This window comes from Chthoniobacter flavus Ellin428, assembly GCF_000173075.1.
GTDB lineage: Bacteria > Verrucomicrobiota > Verrucomicrobiia > Chthoniobacterales > Chthoniobacteraceae > Chthoniobacter > Chthoniobacter flavus.
The window spans coordinates 19,644-35,430 of the sequence record NZ_ABVL01000042.1 but is presented as its reverse complement, the minus strand read 5'-3'; the positions used below and the strand labels follow the sequence as shown (position 1 = coordinate 35,430).

Here is a 15,787-nt window from a genome sequence, read left to right as displayed (position 1 = left end):
TCGCCCCTCCCAGTGAGCCGCAGCCGAATTCCCGCTGTCCCTCAACCGACAAAAAGATGTGGGTAACGCTTAGATGAGCCATTGGATTACACCATGAACCCGCCCAACCTTGCGTTTAGCGGGCGGGGACCGTCCCCGGACGGCGGCGGACCATCGCGCCCGCGTCCCACGGAACGCGCGCCGGGCCATTGCCCGGTGGAGGAGTGACCGCTGGCCGGATCTGCGAAGGATTGGCATTGCGGACGATTCCACTCAATTCAGGCGCGCCTCGCGGCAGCCCCATCGCGGCATTTTTGGCCATCATCGTCGCCGGTGGTGGTGCACCTGTCGCGGAGGCCAGAGTCGGGATGGCCGGCGCGGCTCGCACCTCGGCTTCGTTGAACTCCAACTTCGCCGTCTCTGTCCCCTTCTTAATAACGACGGTACTCTGACCGATCGCCTCGGACCAATCGACACTGACCAGCGATACACCGGCGTCGCTATCCGTTTCACCGCTGAAAAGAGTGAACTCCTTCGATTTATCGCGGCTCTTGATGCTCACAAAATACGCCTCGCCGATGCGACCTACACCACTCACGAACCAATTGGCGGCGAATGTGGTCTGCGGAGCAACCGCCGGTGCCGTCGCCGTGGCCAGCGCAAAGGGGCTCTTCGCTCGCAACGACTCGTAACGGGATTTCGGATTTGCCGTGGGAATCCCTCCCTGCGCGGAATCCCCCCGCACGGGCAACACCGCAACGACGAACAGGCCCAGCGCAGTAAGCCAGCTAAGGATTGAGCAAATTTGTCCGAGTCGACGCATCGTGGAGGGGCGGCCCTAGCCGGAAAGACGGATGGAGGCAAGTGACGTTTCTGTGACAGCCTGGGTTATTCGTTCGGAGTTACACGGATTTTTCACCCCGCCGCGATGGATTGGCTGCAGGTATCGACGGCGTTCAAATCGTCACACGATCTTCACCCCTCGGGCACATGGATGTGACTGCTTTCCTCCATCGTTCCAACCACGCAAAACCCATCCGTTTTCGCCGTTGTCGACATGCCCCAAGCCGAACGCAAAAACCCCTGCACGCAGCCCTCCGCGATCACCAAAACCGAAAGCTCCGCAGAACCCGATCGCATTTCGCGTCGGCAGCCGGAGCAAGGCGAGGATGAGATCCGGCGGCCCAGCACTTCCGGTGGCATGGAAGATCACCTGCGGCTCTATCTGCGGCAGACTCCGCACCGCTTGCTCAGCCGCGAACAGGAAGCCGATATCTGTCGGCGGGTGGAAGCCGCGGAGGAGCAAATCCGCCAGCATCTTTATCGCTTCGGTTCCACGGCCCACGCTCATCTTCAGTTGGTCCGCCGGCTCCTCGCGAGGGAGGAACGTCTCGATCACGTGGTGGCCACGGCCAAGCTCGAACGCCGGGAGCGCTATCTCGGAGTGCTGGCCAAACTCGCCGCGCGTTTCGAGAAGACCGCGACCCTCTGCGATCAGCATTACGCCGACTATCTCACTCACCGAGGTCACCCGGAAGCCGCGCAATTTGCCCAGGCCTTTCTGCAGGTCCGGCAGAAGCTCGCCGCGCTCTATCCGAAGTTTTTCTTCAAGATGAGCGCGTTCGAAGCATCCGCGAAAACCGCGGAGGAAGTTTGCCGAACCACCACCGTGACGGACGAGCAGGTGATGCGAAACCTTCAGGCGGAGATGTGGCTGAACCCGAGTGAATTGAACGTCGAACTCCAGGAGATGAAACGCTGGCAACGCAAGGCGCTCGAGGCGCGCACCGAGATGGTGGAGTGCAATCTACGCCTGGTGGTCTCGATTGCGCGCGAATACCAAAACCGTGGGCAGCCTTTCCTCGACCTCATCCAGGAAGGAAACATCGGGCTCATGCGTGCGGTGGAGCGTTTCGAATACCGGCGCGGTTACAAGTTCGCCACCTGTGCTACGTGGTGGATCCGCCAGGCCATCAGCCGCAGTATCGCCAACCAGGCGCGCACCATCCGCATCCCGACGCACATGATCGATCTGCTGGCCAAGCTCATCCGGGTGCAACGGCAGATGACCCAGGAATCCGGACGTGATCCCACGGCGGAAGATCTGGCCGGTGAACTGCATCTCCCGCTGAGACGCGTGCGGGCCCTGCTCAAAATGGCGGAGGAGCCGATCTCCATTCACACCCCGGTGGGTGAGGAAGGTGGCTCGCGCCTCGGCGACTTCATCGAGGATCACAGCGTCGAAGATCCCAGCAAGCAGGCCGCCGTAGCCATGCTCCGTGAGAAGATCAACGCGGTGCTGCACACCCTCACGGAACGCGAACGCGAAATTCTCGAACAGCGGTTCGGCCTCATCGATGGCCGCGAACGCACGCTCGAGGAAATCGGACGCCACTTCAAAGTGACCCGCGAACGCGTCCGCCAGATCGAAGCGAAGGCCTTGCGCAAGATGCGTCATCCGGAACGCCGCCGGCAATTGCAGGGGCTCAGCACCTGATTCGCCGAACTGTAGCGATGCCGTCCCCTAAGCATTACCCATATCTCAAGAAGACAGGAGAGAAGCCCGCGAATCACCCGAATGACGCGAATGGGGTCATCCCTCATTCGCGTTATCTGCGTAATTCGCGGGTACTTCTTCTCTTTCCGGAACCTTCAAAAAGTTGTGGGTAATGCTTAAATCCATTTGGCGCGGGCCAATCTCAGCCCGGAGGGCTGTCGGACCGTAGCCGGGAGTAAGCGAGTCTGCGAGCGCCACCCCCGGACACCCGCCTTCCACGGTCCCACCCCGGAGGGGTGGCGGAATCTTTCGCCAGCAAGAAATTTCAGCACCACCTCCGGGGTGCATCCGTTTTTTGCAATGTGATCCGGGGGTGGCGCTCGCAGACTCGCTGACCCCCGAGGCGGCGGAGGAGAATAGAGGTGGTTGGCCGGCGGGCGAGCAGGCTACGCTCCATCAGCCCTCCGGGCTAAAATCAACGCAAGCTAAACGGATGTGGAGCGCGTCGCTCCGGCAAGGATTCGATTGTATCTCTTCATCCATCGATCAACATCGCCGCTGCACCCATCGAACCTCGCTCCCATCCGACCCACATGTCATCCGCTTCTCCCTCACCCCAGCTCTATTTCGACACGATCAACGCTTTCCACAAAACCGAAGCGCTCAAAGCCGCACTTGATCTCGGCCTTTTCACCGCCATCGGCAGGACACCGTCCACGGCGGCGGAAATCGCGGCCCGATGTGAGTGTCCCGAGCGTGGGATTCGCATCCTCAGCGACTATCTCACCGTGCAGGGCTTTCTCACCAAGGACGGCTCGCACTATGCGCTGACTCTGGACTCTGCCACTTTCCTCGATCGCAATTCACCCGCGTATCTCGGGCCTTCCGCCGATTTCCTCCTCGCGCCGACGCTGGTCGAAGCCTTTCGCGATCTGACTTCCACGATTCGCCGCGGCACGCCCGAGGTGAAATCGACGACGCCAGAGCACCCGATGTGGCTCGACTTTGCGCGGTGCATGGGGCCGATGATGGTGGGACCCGCACGCGGCATCGCGGCACTCGTCCCGCTCGATGCGGATCGCGAGACCAAGGTCCTCGATATTTCCGCGAGCCATGGCACCTACGGCATTGCCTTCGCGCAGCAAAATCCGCGCGCCCATCTCACTGCGCTCGATTGGGAACCGGTCCTCGCCATCACCGCGGAAAATGCCAAAGCCGCCGGCATCGCGAATCGCTTTAGCAAAATCGCCGGCGACGCCTTCACCGTGGATCTCGGCAGTGACTACGACGTCGTGCTCGTCCCGAATTTCCTGCACCACTTCAACCCCGCCGATTGCACCCGTTTCCTCCGCCGGGTACACGCCGCGCTTCGCCCTGGCGGCCGCGTGGTCGTGGTGGATTTCATCCCGAATGAGGATCGCGTGACGCCGCCAGGCTCGGCGAGCTTCGGTCTGGTGATGCTCAGCAGCACACCCGAAGGCGACGTCTACACTTTCGCTGAATACAGCAAGATGCTCGCCGATGCTGGATTCCACGGCTTCGCGCTGCATCCGCTGCTGCCCACCACCGCGAGCGCGGTCATCGCGACGAAGTAGCACCCCTCCCCTGCATCCAAAAAGAAAAGGGAAAACGCAGAGCCGCAGCGCGGCCGAGCTGCAACCAAAGAGCAGCGACGAACACTCGAAAAGAGAGGGCAGGGAAAGTGGCCCGCGAATCACGCCAATGACACGAATGAAAGCAGATCATTCGAGTCATTCGCGTGATTCGCGGGCCAAAATTCTCCGCGCCGTGCGGACATTTTGCGGATCGGCCCCGAGTTGAGATTGGGAGCGCGCTTGCCGGAGGCAGCCGCGCTGTCCACGAGAGGGGCGTCTTCGGGTGGTCCTCATTTCCCGCGCCCGCAGACACCCCCGCCATGCGAAGTGAAATTGCCAGCGACCGCCGTCGCTGCCCCTTCGGGGCAACCTGCGGTTGGCCTCTCCGCTCCGCTTGAGTTCGCTCCAAAGTGCGGTCCCAAGTGCAACTTGGGACCGAGCGCGCAAAAGGGAAAACGCAGAGACCCAGCGCGGCGGAGCCGCAACCAAAAGGGGAGCCACGAACCTTCGAAAAGACAGGGAAGGGAAAGTGACCCGCGAATCACCCGAATGACGCGAATGATCTGCCCTCATTCGTGTTATTTGCGTGATTCGCGGGCCAAAAATTCTACGCGTCGTGCGGACATTTTTATGGTTAGCACTGCAGAGACGCAGAGGTTTTACTCCAGGCATCTTCTCTGCGTCTCTGCGACCTCTGCGTTTAAAAAATTCTTTGGTGCGGGTCCGCCGCGCTACGCAATCTACGACCGCTTGCGCGTGAGCATGATCTCGTTGCCTTCGGTATCGACGCACATCGCGAGATGTGCCGGTTCGCCATCTTCCGGTTCCGGCTCACGAGTGAGTTGCCCGCCCGCGGCGACGATTTCCCGCGCCCCGGCGATGACATCGGCTACCTGAAAACTCAGCCCCGTCCAGGTGCGTTTCCCCTCCCCGCCGCCATGGATGCCAATCACCCCGTTACCGATCGCCACTTCGCTGATGATGTCATTTTGCTTCAGCACCGAGCCGCCAAAGACGGTCGCGTAAAATTGCACCGCCCGCTTCATATCCGCAGCCCAGATGACATATTTGAGTCGTTCGACGTTCATGCGTCTTGTGTGACATAGATCGCCCGGCGGCGACAGGGAATCTTGCGGTCACGCGCGCTATTGCGCCTTCTTCTTCAGCATGCCGGGCGAGTTCCACTTGATGACGTGATAAGTCGCGGGCGTATCGCCGACATTGCGGATGGCGTGCAGGACATTGGAGGCCTGGAAGATCACCGAACCCGGTCCCAGGCGTTTCCACTCGCCATTGACCAGCGCCTCGACCGTGCCTTCCTTGATGATCAACAATTCCTCATCGGGATGCTGATGGGGCGGATGAGCGAGTACTCCCGGATTCAGCGTGGTGACGTGAATTTCCAATTCATCGAGGGTGGCGGTCGGCGCTTTGCATACTTTGCGCGACTCGCCCGTCGGCGTCTTGTGGACCGCGAGCTCATTCCAGTCGAAGGCCATCGAACCCATCACCTTCGGTGGCGGAGTGCTGTCTTGGGCCAAAGATGTAGTCGCCGGCACAGCGCAAGCGATGGCCAGAGGAAGAATCAGGCGGAGGGAAAACATGCGCCGAGCATTCACCCTCCCGCGGCAGTTGAGGAGCAGAAAGACCGCCCGCCGTGGCAAAAGCGAAGCTACTTTTATGGTCACCAACACCAGATCCGTGCCGTGGAAAAAGGCCGCGCCGAAAAAGACCCGCCACACCAAGCTGAGCGCGAAGAGCAAATCGGAAGCGAGAGCGGCAGCAAAGCGTGCGGGCCGCCGATATCCGAACCTCGTCGACAACATGCATGCGGCGAAGAAGCAGCGTGACCGTTCTGCACGATCCCATTCGAAGAATGGCTTCGTGACCGAATGCGTTCAATCCGCTGAGCGGAGAAGCCTGGCCACCTTTTTCAAGTCAGCGACAAATTCCGCGTAATTCCGATCACGGGATTCTTCGTCCGGTGCGCGCAGCAACGAGGAAGGATGAACCGTCACGAACGTTTTCTGGCAATACTCAGATGGCATGGCGTGCCCTCGGTCGCGCAGGACGCGCACTTTCGAACCTAAAATGGTTTGCGCGGCGGTGCTGCCCAACAACACGAGCACCCGCGGCGCAATCGCCTGCAATTCCGCCTCGAGCCAGGGTTTGCAGGCGGCGATATCGCGTGAGCTCGGCTTTTTATGAAGTCGGCGCTTGCCCCGCGGTTCCCATTTGAAGTGCTTCACCGCGTTGGTCACATACGTTTCCTGGCGATCGATGCCGGCTTCTTCCAAGGCCCGATCAAGCAACTTCCCCGCCGGGCCGACAAAGGGTCGGCCGGCCCGATCTTCCCGGTCGCCGGGTTGTTCGCCCACCAGGACCAGCTTCGCATTGCGAGTTCCCTCGCCGAAGACCGTCTGCGTGGCATTTTTGTACAGCGGGCAGGCCTTACATTTCGCCGCCGCCGCCTGTAACTTGTGCAGATCGCTTGTCTCCGGGAACGGGCGCCGGGTGCCCAGTCTTCAGTGCTACTGCGTCGGCGATGGACGATCATTGGGTGGATGGGAAAAAGTCTCGGATCCTTCCTCTATTTCTTCGGTATCTCCACTTGCATTGCGTGTGTCCTCACTCAATCGAAGTTGGAAAATGCCACCCACCCCCCAATGTGCGCCAATTTCGCACCCGACGGCGTTGCCCGGCTGGTCCGACAAAAAGCGAAAGCTTGACGGCTAAGCATTACCCACATCTCAAAAATACTGCGGATGGGGCCCGCGAATCACGCAGATAACGCGAATGAGGAGGATTTTATTCGCGTGATTTGCGTGATTCGCAGGCACTTCTTCTCTCCGCAGGACCTTCAAAAAAGATGTGGGTAATGGTTAGGCTTGACGGTGGGTTACATGCATGTTCTTTAGAACACTATCGACCAGACCGAAGTCCGCAGCTCCGAAGCTACTGCTTTACCCTTTCACGAGTCCGTCCCTGTCAGAAATCACCAAATCCAAACACTCCTATGTCGCTTCAATACCCTCCATTAGCTCCGGCCATCGCCGTCCGCGGTGCCGCCAAGGCCATCGACTTTTATAAAAAGGCCTTTGGCGCCGAGGAAATCTACCGCCTCATCGATCCGGAAAGTGGCCGGATCGGCCACGCCGAGTTCACCATCAATGGCGCCCTGGTCATGATCTCCGATGAGTATCCCGAGTATAACAAGTCGCCCGAGTTGCTCGGCGGCGTCTCGGCCAAGTTCATGATCTCCTGCGACGACGTCGACGCGGCCTTTCAGCGCGCCGTCGAAGCCGGGGCGGCAGTCGTCTTTCCTTTGACGACCCAATTCTACGGACATCGCGACGCGCGGGTACGCGATCCCTTCGGCCACGAGTGGCTGCTCTCGCAAAAGGTCGAGGAGGTGAGTCCCGAAGAAATGCAGCGCCGGTGGGACGCGATGGCCAGGAAATAGCGCGGCTCACGGGAGCCGCGCTATTTGAAATCGAACGAGCAATTTACACCACAGCCTCGGCGAGCCTTTGGCGCGCGCGATACATTCCGGCGCAACTGCTGGCCAATTCCCGCACCTCGGTGGTGAGACCGTATTTCAGCATGGGATTGGTGCGAGCGACTTCGATCGCTTCTTCCATGCTGTTGACGTTCAGCACGACGTAGCCGCCGATCGCTTCTTTCGCTTCGGCAAAGGGGCCGTCCGTCACACTGCGGCCATTCTCGCCGGAAATGATCGCGGCCCGTTCGTTCAGCGGTTGACCAGTAACGAATTTGCCTTCGTTTTCAAGCCGCGCAAACCACGCGGTAACGCTGTCGATGATTTGTTGCAAATCCTCACGAGAATACTCAGCGTCGTACCACTGCGTATTGCGGAAGAGAAGCAGGTATCCGGTGACTTGCGGAGGGTTTTCGAGATCGAGGCTCATAGTAGGAGTTGGTGGGTTGATGGTTTCTAATTACTGGCACATCTGTTCAGGAACGGCAGCCTGAATCTGCTCTGGCGTGAGGTCGCGCTGATGAGTGGCGATCGACCAATGATGGCCGAAGGGATCGGCCACGATTCCATAGCGGTCGCCCCAGAACATATCTTCCAGCGGCATGATGACTTGCGCGCCGGCAGCGACCGCGCGCTCGAAGAGGGCATCCGCGTCTTCGACTTGAAGGTGGATCGTTACCGGTGTGCCTTTCAGCGTCTTCGGCCCAAAAATTTTCCATTGCGGATTCTCATCCACCAGCATCACTCGGGAATCCCCGATGCAGACAGAAGCATGCATGAGCTTGCCGTTCGGAGCGGGCAGGCGCATCAACTCCACAGCACCGAACGCTTTCTTGTAAAACTCAACGGCATCCGCGGCACCGTCACAGACAAGGTGTGGCGACACGGTGTGCATGCCGTCGGGCACCGGCTTGGCGGCAGCGGTTTTCTTCGCGGGGGCTTTGGGTTTGGCGGTCGCGGATTTCATAGAAGTGGAGACTGGATGGTCGTTGGAATATTCGAGGCCCGTGGAAGGGGCTTTCATAGGAATGACGAACGAGCCGCGGCGCGGAGGACAGCGAAACGAAACTTTTTCAAAAAAACTCGCCGTTGACATGCAACCATTTGGTTGCCTATATTACTGCCGTCATGGACGAAGTATTCAAAGCGCTGGCTGACCCGAGTCGCCGCAAACTGCTCGACCTGCTGCACGAAAACAGCGGGCAGACGCTGGCCAGCCTTTGCACTCACCTCGACATGACCCGACAGGCTGTGACCAAGCATCTCAACCTCCTCGAGAATGCCAACCTCATCGCCACCGTCTGGCATGGCCGGGAAAAGCTGCACTACCTCAATCCCGTCCCGATTCACGAAATCTACGAGCGATGGATCAGCAAATACGAGCGGCACCGCCTTCAGGCCCTGAGCGATCTGAAAAAGCATCTCGAAACTCCGAGTCCCGAGCCGCACGGGAAACACGAAGCCCGTCAGCAATCCTCTGCGTCCCATCCCTCCGGAGAACCTGTGGAGCATCCGCACTAACTCCGACCCGCCTCTCACCTCACCTCCTCAGTCCCTATGAACACCAAACCTAAATTCATCTACAGTACACTTATCGCCACCACTCCGGAGAAACTCTGGGCCGCGCTGACCGATCCCGCGTTCACCACTCAATATTGGGGCGGCACGAGTCTCGAGTCGGATTGGAAAGTCGGCTCACGCATCGTCTTTCGTTGGCAAGGCAAGATTGTCCACGACGACACCATCCTGAAATCCGAGCCACCGCGACTTCTCTCCTATTCATTTCACCCGCTGCAATTCGAAGAATTTCTCTCTGAGCCGCCCTCTCGCGTGACCTTCGCAATCGAGGAATTCACCGGCATATCGAAACGCCAGGGACCGGTAGTGAAGCTGACGGTCACACATGAAGATTTCCCGGACGACAGCAAGGTCTTCCCGAAGATCTGCAATGGTTGGCCTGATATTCTCAGCAGCTTGAAGACGCTGCTCGAGACCGGCAAGGCCATCGAATTCGAATGGTAACTCTTTCCCCACCATCCATCGCACCCCATGTCTACATCACCAAAATTCGTCTACGTCACGCTCATCGCCACCACGCCGGAAAAGCTCTGGAAAGCGCTTACCGACGCGGATTTCACCATCCAATATTTCTTCGGTACCCGTCTCGAATCCGACTGGAAAGTCGGTTCGCCATTCGTCTTTCGTTGTGCGGACCGGATTACCGACGAGGGCACGATCCTCCGCTCCGAACCGCCCCGCCTGCTTTCCTATACTTTCCATCACGTCGTCGATGAGGAGATGCGCAAGGAATCTCCGTCGCGCGTGACTTTCGAAATTGAATCGCTGGCCGACGGCTCGGATCTCTCCGGCCCCGTCGTCAGACTGACCGTCACGCACGAAGACTTCCCGCCCGAGAGCAAGGTCTTCCCTGCCATCTCGAAGGGTTGGCCTTCGATCCTCAGCGGTCTCAAAACACTGCTCGAAACCGGCAAACCTTTGGACGTTCAGAAGAAACGATAAGCCATGAATCTCGATCAATTCAAACCCAAGACGGTCTACGTCACTTACATTGCCGCCACTCCGGAGAAAGTCTGGCACGCCCTCACCACCGGCGATGTCACGAAACAATTCTTCTTTGGTCGCCGCGTGGAAATCGAACTGCAGCCCGGCGGCACATTTCGCTTTTGGCAGCCCGACGGCACGCTCGATGTCGAAGGCAAGGTGATCGTCTGCGATTCGCCGCGCAAACTCGCCGTCACCTGGCGCGTGATGTGTCACGAAGAGATGCGCAAGCTGCCCGAATGTCTCGTCACTTACCAGATCGACGATCTCGGCAAAGTCGTCCGCCTCACCATGACCGAAGCGCACCAGATCGAACTCCCCGAGAAGATGCTCGAAGGCGGCCGCCGCGGCTGGCCCGTCATCCTCAACAACCTCAAGACCCTGCTCGAGACCGGCAGTCCCCTGCCCCCATTCGACTTCATGAGCGAGGCCAAACCCGCGCTCGATGAAATGAAAGAAGCGGCGCGAAAGTTAACCAGCGACGTCTGAGAGACGGTGAAAAAAGTGCCCGCGAATCACGCGAATGACACGAATTTTTTCCTCCGCGTCATCTGTGTAATTCGCGGGTCAAACGATCTCCCTGCCGGCTTATTCACAGGCGCTGAGTCAAACCGCCGGCCGGTGGCAGGTAACCGTCGTTTGCGCTTCCAAAAGGCGGCCAACCACCTCGGTCATGGCGATTTAGGTTTGTTATGAAACTCCTTACACTTGTTCCTCTCATCGCGCTCACCTTTGCAGCGTGTGACTCAAAGCAAGAGCAGGGCCCGCAAAGCCGAACTCGACGCTCAAGCAACCAAACTCGACGCCGCGGCCAAGGCCGCCAAGAAAGACGCCGCCGCCGACGCCAAAGTGACCAAGAAAGAAGGCGAGGCCAAAGCCGACGCTTTGAAAGACGAAGCCAATCACGTTCGCGACCAGAAAAACGGCAATTAGTCGCGACCGGCAGGAGCTAAGCGTTACCCACATCTTTTGACGTGCGATGCCCCTATCCCGAAGGGATAGAGGACCGTAGCCGGGGGTTGAGCGAGTCTGCGAGCGATACCCCCGGAAACCGTCCCCAAAGGGATGCACCCCGAAGGTGGTGCCGGATTTCTCGCTGACCGGCGATTCCTCCACCCCTGGCCGAGGTGGGACCCGTGGGGTAGATATCCGGGGGTGCCGCTCGCCAAGCTCGCTGGTCCCCGAGGCGGCGGAGGGGAACCGAGCGGAGCGAGATAGCCTGCCGAAGGCAGCCCAAAGGGACGGCACGGCGGTGCCGAGCAATAGAGGTGGTTGGCGGGCGGGCGAGCAGGCTACGATCCTTTATCCCTTCGGGATAGCTTACCGCTTCACCGCCACGACTTCGTAGTTACGGCCAAAGATGTGGGTAATGCTTAGGGCAGCACGGCGCACTTGGCCGACACGAGCAACCGCGCAGTGTCGTCCGGCTAACGGTGTCCCTCTCACCTCGCGACTGCGTAGATCATCAACACCCCACGAGCGGTCCACGTCAGTGTGCGCGGCCAATTGGAGAGAATCAGCCGCCGAATGACCGCCGCGTCGTAACCCTGCATCAGCTTGATGTGAATCGGCGCCTGCAGGATCGCCGTCCACAACCAGTTCAAGGGGATCAACGCGATGCTCGCCAGCAAAGCCCGCTCGCGATGCCCTTGGTAAAGCAGTCCCGCTGCCGAGACTGTCTCCACGGCGAGCAGCGGCGCGATTAGCAATCCGATCCGCCAGCAATGCGCCAAGTGCAGTTTGGTGAACTCCGTCACGCCCACGCGCAAAAACTGCGGATAGACGATCACCTGAATCACCCAAATCAGCCCCACTAACATCCACGTGCAGGCGAAATGAACGATCAGCAGGAGTGACATATCAGTCGCCTCCGCTTCAGCTTCCGGCCACTTCGGACTTCACCCTCAAGGCTTCTCTTCCAGCGCGATTCCAGCGAGATCCACGGTGCCGGGATCGTGCACGATGAACATCATGAATGCCTGAAAATCCATCATCGGCGTGAAGGCAAATTCGAAATGTTTCCACTCCGACTCGGGAGCCAGGTCCTCTTCGTGATAGAACTCATAGGGCTCACTCATCTGCCGCGTACCGACCTTCACGCTGGTGTGCTCCGCACTGCGAATCCAGCCACTCAAGACGTACTTCGTCCCCTTTTTATATTTCTGGTTACCTTGATAAGTCGTGAGCTGCAACTGGCCGCCCTCCTCCACTTTCTCGACCTTGATCCGCACTGCGCCGGCCGCTTTGTCCGGCGAGTCGGGAAGCTTGGTATAAGTCGCACTCACCGGCGCCCAATCGGAATTATCCGTCCAATCATTCGGCAGCCAGCCGTGCACCACATTTCCGTCCTTCGCCTTGACGCTGAATTCCTTGCCCTCTTCGCCAAAGGCGGGCAGCAGACTCTTCGGCGCATCTGCGACCGCAGGCAGCGCCTGGATGCCGAGCAACAGGGCAGCGGCGAGAATGATTTGCAGCGAACGCACCGAGTGATTGAGGAAGCGGTAGGGTCTCATAGCGTGAATGCCCGGAGGTTAACGTAAGATCAGCCGCCTTCGCAAACCGAATACGTGGCCCTGCCGGATGTTTATCAAACAGTGCCCCGGCGCAGTCCAAGCATTACCCATATCTTTGCGCGGTATTTGCACGTCGACACAGATGGCGCTCCTGGGAGCGGCGACTTTCCAGTCGCCGACCGAACAAACGCGCGAAGCGCCATCTTTGGGGCGTCGCTCCGCGACGCAGGGCGACTGGAAAGTCGCCCCTCCCAGTGAGCCGCGGCCGAATTCCTCGCTGTCCCTAACGCCGACAAAAAGTTGTGGGTAATGCTTAGGGCGCAGTGCCGCCAATCGACCGTTTCACTTCGTCGAGCAATGACGCCTCCATTTCCACCAGGTGGCACCGTTCTGGAAAACGCCCTTCTTTCACGTCCGCGATGTACTCCCCAAAGGCCGCGATCCGCTCCGCCTGCAAACGGCGATTTTCCTCGGCGAAGTTGCGATACACTTTGGCATGACGCGGCGGCCGCTCCTCGTAGTCGCCGAGAATGTCATCGGAGAAAAGGAACTGCGTGTCACAACCATCGCCCGAACCCAGCGACATGAGGATCAGCTTCGTCTGCGAACACAGAAACCGCGCGAGGTTGTGCGGCACCACCTCGAGTTCCGCCGCGTAGGCGCCGGCATTTTCGAGCGCCTTCATCCGACGATAAAGCTCCCGCGCTTCGTCGACCGTTTTGCCGATCGCCCGATAACCCGTCCACGTCACGTGACGCGGCACCATTCCAAGATGCCCCACCACGGGAATGCCTTCGCGGGCCATCGCCTCGACAATATAAGGACTCGCCGAGCAATAGACCGAACTGGCGCCCACCTCCAGCGCGCGAAACGCCACGCGAATCGCCTCCTCCGGCGTTGCCATGCCATGCGGTGTCGCCGCGGACAGAAAGCTATTCGGCGCTGCCGCCACCAGCAACGGCAGCCGTGCCTGCGCCTCAGGCGAATCGAAGCTGCAGCTCATGAGGTCTACGCCCGCCTGTTCCGCCGCCGCGGCTTCCTGTGGCGACTTGACGTGAATATGCGTGAGGCAGCGTTTGCCTTTGAGCTGGCGCAGGTCGTAGACGGTGTATTTTTTTCGGGGGCGGAGCATCGTGGCCAAGGACTACGCAAACCCCGACCGGAACTCAACCGCCATCGCGCCGCTCGCTCGATACTCTAAGAGACCGCGAAAAGAGCGCCCGCGAATCACGCGAATGACACGGATGGCGCTTTTATCATTCGGGTCATCTGCGTGATTTGCGGGCCAAATATTCTCTCCGCCAGTTTATTTTACAGTCTCTAAGCCGCCATCCCCTCGTGGTGGCCCTCGGCAAATTCCTCGATGACCTTCGCATTGAAAGCCGGGATGTCGTCCGGTTTGCGGCTGGTCACGAGCCCGTTGTCGACCACCACTTCCTCATCCACCCACTTGCCGCCGGCATTCTTGATGTCGCTCTGGATCGCCGGCCAGGAAGTGAGACGGCGCCCTTTCACCAGTCCCGCCTCGATCAACACCCACGGTCCATGGCAAATAGCTGCAATCGGTTTTCCCGCCTCGGCGAAGGACTTCGCGAATTCCACCGCCGCCGGAGTCGAGCGCAGCTCATCCGGATTCATCAATCCACCCGGAATCAGCAGGGCATCGAAGTCATCGCAGTCCGCCTTATCCAATTGCAGATCGACTTTGAATTGATCGCCCTTGTCGGCATGATGCATGCCCTGAATCTTTCCGGCCTTCGGGGAAACGATGCTGACCTGCGCACCCGCGTCCTTCAGCGCGTGCATCGGTTCCTCGAGTTCGGCTTGTTCAAAGCCATCCGCGGCGAGAATCGCCACGTGTTTCTGTTCCAGTTTTTGTGTACTCATAATTCGGAAAATTGGCCAAGCGCCCGTCGCGAAAGTTCGCACAGTCGCTTACAAAAGAATCGTCCGTTGACTCCGAAACCGACTCAGCACGCCGCCTGAGATCCCAATCAGGGCTGAGTAGAAAAGTCGTCCTAAGGCGTATCAGGTCTGAGAAAAGACTCCTGCAGTTGCGCGCTCACGAAGGCATTTGCCTCATAAGCCTGCTCCACCACCGGACTCATGCCGAAGAAACCGTGGGTAACGCCGGCATAGTTTCGATAGCTCACGAGGACATTCGCCTCGCGAAGTCCGCGCGCGAGTTCCTCGTCCTCGGTGCGAAGGGGATCGAATTCGGCGGTGACGATGGTCGTCGGCGGCAGATCCTCGAGAAGGGGCGCCCGCAACAGCGAAATGCGCGGGTCCACCTCATCGGCCGGCGAGTTCAGGTAAAGCGTAAGAAACCACAGTTTCATCGGCGCACTCAGCGGTTGCGTGCGGACATTTTGAAAACAGGACTGGTTGTGACATTCACAGTTCACGATCGGACAGATGAGGACGAGCCGCTGCGGCTGTGGCAATCGCCAGGCCGCTGCCATCTCACACACGGCTACCGCCATATTTCCACCCGCACCTTCGCCGACAATCGCCAGGCGCGATGGATCGCCCTCGATCGCTCGCGCGTGCTCGACCACCCAGCGATAGGCCGCCAGCGCGTCGTCATGCGCCGCGGGAAATTTGAATTCTGGTGCCCGGCGATAATCGGCCGACACCACGACTGCGCGTACCGACTCGCAAAGCGCACGCGCCGCGGGTTCACAGGCCTGCGAATCCGACAACACCCAGCCGCCATCGTGCAGAAACAGGATCACGGGGAATGGCCCATGACCACTCGGACGATAGAGGCGCGCCTCCAGCGTTCGTCCGTTACCAACCTCCAGCAGTTCTCGTGAAACCGTGGATTTCTCCGGAACCACCTCGTTTCCTCGCTCTTTGTGTATCAAGCGATTCACCGCATCTGTAATTGTCGGTTGCTCACGCGCTTCGGCTGGACTCAACGTCTCAATGCGCTTCGGTTGCAGCGTCGCAAATTCATCGAGCACCGCTTGCATCTGCGGATCCATGACGCCCTCTTCCACTTGGGCGCGAGCCACCGATACCTGGCACAGCAACGCCGCGACACAGAGCAGTCGCAGAATCGCACACACCCCCCAACGTTCGGCCTGATGAAAAAATGCCGCGGGTTTCATCGTTCGCAATAAATGCGAAGAGTCTTCGC

The 15,787-nt window shown here is 59.4% G+C and carries 19 protein-coding genes; 8 read left to right on the top strand and 11 right to left on the bottom strand.

Annotation, left to right across the window (positions count from 1 at the left end; genetic code table 11):
* Positions 1–115: 115 nt before the first annotated feature.
* Positions 116–802, bottom strand: coding sequence for a hypothetical protein (locus CFE428DRAFT_RS31360; RefSeq protein WP_006983773.1), 687 nt, complete (start codon positions 800–802; stop codon positions 116–118).
* A 234-nt stretch (positions 803–1,036) separates the two neighbouring features.
* On the opposite strand from CFE428DRAFT_RS31360, the gene CFE428DRAFT_RS40805 reads away from it, so the two are divergent.
* Together CFE428DRAFT_RS40805 and CFE428DRAFT_RS31350 are read left to right on the top strand one after the other, a co-directional pair.
* Complete coding sequence (locus tag CFE428DRAFT_RS40805) at positions 1,037–2,476, top strand: sigma-70 family RNA polymerase sigma factor (protein ID WP_006983772.1); 1,440 nt, start codon at positions 1,037–1,039, stop codon at positions 2,474–2,476.
* Positions 2,477–3,069: 593 nt separating this feature from the next.
* Entirely contained in the window at positions 3,070–4,071 is a 1,002-nt protein-coding gene (locus CFE428DRAFT_RS31350; protein ID WP_006983771.1) for a class I SAM-dependent methyltransferase, read from the top strand.
* Between the two features lie 740 nt (positions 4,072–4,811).
* Here CFE428DRAFT_RS31350 and CFE428DRAFT_RS31345 read toward each other — a convergent pair.
* From CFE428DRAFT_RS31345 to CFE428DRAFT_RS31335, 3 genes are all read right to left on the bottom strand, one after another.
* Complete coding sequence (locus tag CFE428DRAFT_RS31345) at positions 4,812–5,159, bottom strand: VOC family protein (protein ID WP_006983769.1); 348 nt, start codon at positions 5,157–5,159, stop codon at positions 4,812–4,814.
* Between the two features lie 57 nt (positions 5,160–5,216).
* Complete coding sequence (locus CFE428DRAFT_RS31340; protein WP_042726212.1) at positions 5,217–5,675, bottom strand: cupin domain-containing protein; 459 nt, start codon at positions 5,673–5,675, stop codon at positions 5,217–5,219.
* Between the two features lie 294 nt (positions 5,676–5,969).
* Complete coding sequence (locus CFE428DRAFT_RS31335) at positions 5,970–6,557, bottom strand: UdgX family uracil-DNA binding protein (protein ID WP_083805429.1); 588 nt, start codon at positions 6,555–6,557, stop codon at positions 5,970–5,972.
* A 530-nt stretch (positions 6,558–7,087) separates the two neighbouring features.
* Between CFE428DRAFT_RS31335 and CFE428DRAFT_RS31330 the strand changes: the two genes are divergently transcribed.
* The gene (locus CFE428DRAFT_RS31330; protein ID WP_006983766.1) at positions 7,088–7,534 is read left to right on the top strand and encodes a VOC family protein; all 447 of its coding nucleotides are present in this window, start codon (positions 7,088–7,090) and stop codon (positions 7,532–7,534) included.
* A gap of 43 nt (positions 7,535–7,577) precedes the next feature.
* Here the strand turns inward: CFE428DRAFT_RS31330 and CFE428DRAFT_RS31325 are convergent, their stop codons facing one another.
* Positions 7,578–8,000: a YciI family protein gene (locus tag CFE428DRAFT_RS31325; RefSeq protein WP_006983765.1), complete on the bottom strand. Its 423-nt coding sequence runs from the start codon at positions 7,998–8,000 to the stop codon at positions 7,578–7,580.
* A 30-nt stretch (positions 8,001–8,030) separates the two neighbouring features.
* Positions 8,031–8,537, bottom strand: coding sequence for a VOC family protein (locus CFE428DRAFT_RS31320; RefSeq protein ID WP_042726211.1), 507 nt, complete (start codon positions 8,535–8,537; stop codon positions 8,031–8,033).
* Between the two features lie 161 nt (positions 8,538–8,698).
* Here CFE428DRAFT_RS31320 and CFE428DRAFT_RS31315 point away from each other — a divergent pair, with 161 nt between their 5' ends.
* The 5 genes from CFE428DRAFT_RS31315 to CFE428DRAFT_RS31295 all read left to right on the top strand — a co-directional run bounded on the left by CFE428DRAFT_RS31315 (position 8,699) and on the right by CFE428DRAFT_RS31295 (position 11,065).
* Positions 8,699–9,091 carry an ArsR/SmtB family transcription factor gene (locus CFE428DRAFT_RS31315; RefSeq protein ID WP_006983763.1) on the top strand — a complete coding sequence of 131 codons (393 nt, stop codon included), beginning with the start codon at positions 8,699–8,701 and terminating at the stop codon, positions 9,089–9,091.
* 36 nt (positions 9,092–9,127) lie between these two features.
* Positions 9,128–9,592 (top strand): SRPBCC family protein, encoded by a 465-nt coding sequence (locus tag CFE428DRAFT_RS31310; protein ID WP_006983762.1) that lies wholly within the window; start codon positions 9,128–9,130, stop codon positions 9,590–9,592.
* A gap of 27 nt (positions 9,593–9,619) precedes the next feature.
* A complete protein-coding gene (locus CFE428DRAFT_RS31305) occupies positions 9,620–10,090 on the top strand; it encodes an SRPBCC family protein (RefSeq protein ID WP_006983761.1) in 471 nt (156 codons plus the stop codon).
* Positions 10,091–10,093: 3 nt separating this feature from the next.
* Entirely contained in the window at positions 10,094–10,621 is a 528-nt protein-coding gene (locus CFE428DRAFT_RS31300) for an SRPBCC family protein (protein ID WP_006983760.1), read from the top strand.
* 252 nt (positions 10,622–10,873) lie between these two features.
* Positions 10,874–11,065: a hypothetical protein gene (locus CFE428DRAFT_RS31295; protein WP_006983759.1), complete on the top strand. Its 192-nt coding sequence runs from the start codon at positions 10,874–10,876 to the stop codon at positions 11,063–11,065.
* A 509-nt stretch (positions 11,066–11,574) separates the two neighbouring features.
* Here the strand turns inward: CFE428DRAFT_RS31295 and CFE428DRAFT_RS31290 are convergent.
* From CFE428DRAFT_RS31290 to CFE428DRAFT_RS31270, 5 genes are all read right to left on the bottom strand, one after another.
* Positions 11,575–11,991, bottom strand: coding sequence for a hypothetical protein (locus CFE428DRAFT_RS31290; RefSeq protein WP_006983758.1), 417 nt, complete (start codon positions 11,989–11,991; stop codon positions 11,575–11,577).
* A gap of 45 nt (positions 11,992–12,036) precedes the next feature.
* Positions 12,037–12,645 carry a carbohydrate binding domain-containing protein gene (locus tag CFE428DRAFT_RS31285; protein ID WP_006983757.1) on the bottom strand — a complete coding sequence of 203 codons (609 nt, stop codon included), beginning with the start codon at positions 12,643–12,645 and terminating at the stop codon, positions 12,037–12,039.
* A gap of 313 nt (positions 12,646–12,958) precedes the next feature.
* A complete protein-coding gene (locus CFE428DRAFT_RS31280; RefSeq protein ID WP_006983756.1) occupies positions 12,959–13,777 on the bottom strand; it encodes a 3-methyl-2-oxobutanoate hydroxymethyltransferase in 819 nt (272 codons plus the stop codon).
* A gap of 188 nt (positions 13,778–13,965) precedes the next feature.
* Positions 13,966–14,532, bottom strand: a complete 567-nt coding sequence (locus CFE428DRAFT_RS31275) for a type 1 glutamine amidotransferase domain-containing protein (protein WP_006983755.1) — start codon at positions 14,530–14,532, stop codon at positions 13,966–13,968.
* Positions 14,533–14,663: 131 nt separating this feature from the next.
* Positions 14,664–15,758 (bottom strand): alpha/beta hydrolase, encoded by a 1,095-nt coding sequence (locus tag CFE428DRAFT_RS31270; protein WP_006983754.1) that lies wholly within the window; start codon positions 15,756–15,758, stop codon positions 14,664–14,666.
* Between the last annotated feature and the right edge of the window lie 29 nt (positions 15,759–15,787).

Bases quoted from the DNA above. Each gene is read 5' to 3' on its own strand.
- CFE428DRAFT_RS31360 (WP_006983773.1), bottom strand. From the start codon at position 802: ATGCGTCGACTCGGACAAATTTGCTCAATCCTTAGCTGGCTTACTGCG.
- CFE428DRAFT_RS31315 (WP_006983763.1), top strand. From the start codon at position 8,699: ATGGACGAAGTATTCAAAGCGCTGGCTGACCCGAGTCGCCGCAAACTG.
- CFE428DRAFT_RS31285 (WP_006983757.1), bottom strand. From the start codon at position 12,645: ATGAGACCCTACCGCTTCCTCAATCACTCGGTGCGTTCGCTGCAAATC.
- CFE428DRAFT_RS31350 (WP_006983771.1), top strand. From the start codon at position 3,070: ATGTCATCCGCTTCTCCCTCACCCCAGCTCTATTTCGACACGATCAAC.
- CFE428DRAFT_RS31270 (WP_006983754.1), bottom strand. From the start codon at position 15,758: ATGAAACCCGCGGCATTTTTTCATCAGGCCGAACGTTGGGGGGTGTGT.
- CFE428DRAFT_RS31305 (WP_006983761.1), top strand. From the start codon at position 9,620: ATGTCTACATCACCAAAATTCGTCTACGTCACGCTCATCGCCACCACG.
- CFE428DRAFT_RS31275 (WP_006983755.1), bottom strand. From the start codon at position 14,532: ATGAGTACACAAAAACTGGAACAGAAACACGTGGCGATTCTCGCCGCG.
- CFE428DRAFT_RS31330 (WP_006983766.1), top strand. From the start codon at position 7,088: ATGTCGCTTCAATACCCTCCATTAGCTCCGGCCATCGCCGTCCGCGGT.
- CFE428DRAFT_RS31300 (WP_006983760.1), top strand. From the start codon at position 10,094: ATGAATCTCGATCAATTCAAACCCAAGACGGTCTACGTCACTTACATT.
- CFE428DRAFT_RS31290 (WP_006983758.1), bottom strand. From the start codon at position 11,991: ATGTCACTCCTGCTGATCGTTCATTTCGCCTGCACGTGGATGTTAGTG.
- CFE428DRAFT_RS31325 (WP_006983765.1), bottom strand. From the start codon at position 8,000: ATGAGCCTCGATCTCGAAAACCCTCCGCAAGTCACCGGATACCTGCTT.
- CFE428DRAFT_RS31345 (WP_006983769.1), bottom strand. From the start codon at position 5,159: ATGAACGTCGAACGACTCAAATATGTCATCTGGGCTGCGGATATGAAG.
- CFE428DRAFT_RS31320 (WP_042726211.1), bottom strand. From the start codon at position 8,537: ATGAAATCCGCGACCGCCAAACCCAAAGCCCCCGCGAAGAAAACCGCT.
- CFE428DRAFT_RS31340 (WP_042726212.1), bottom strand. From the start codon at position 5,675: ATGTTTTCCCTCCGCCTGATTCTTCCTCTGGCCATCGCTTGCGCTGTG.
- CFE428DRAFT_RS31280 (WP_006983756.1), bottom strand. From the start codon at position 13,777: ATGCTCCGCCCCCGAAAAAAATACACCGTCTACGACCTGCGCCAGCTC.
- CFE428DRAFT_RS31310 (WP_006983762.1), top strand. From the start codon at position 9,128: ATGAACACCAAACCTAAATTCATCTACAGTACACTTATCGCCACCACT.
- CFE428DRAFT_RS40805 (WP_006983772.1), top strand. From the start codon at position 1,037: ATGCCCCAAGCCGAACGCAAAAACCCCTGCACGCAGCCCTCCGCGATC.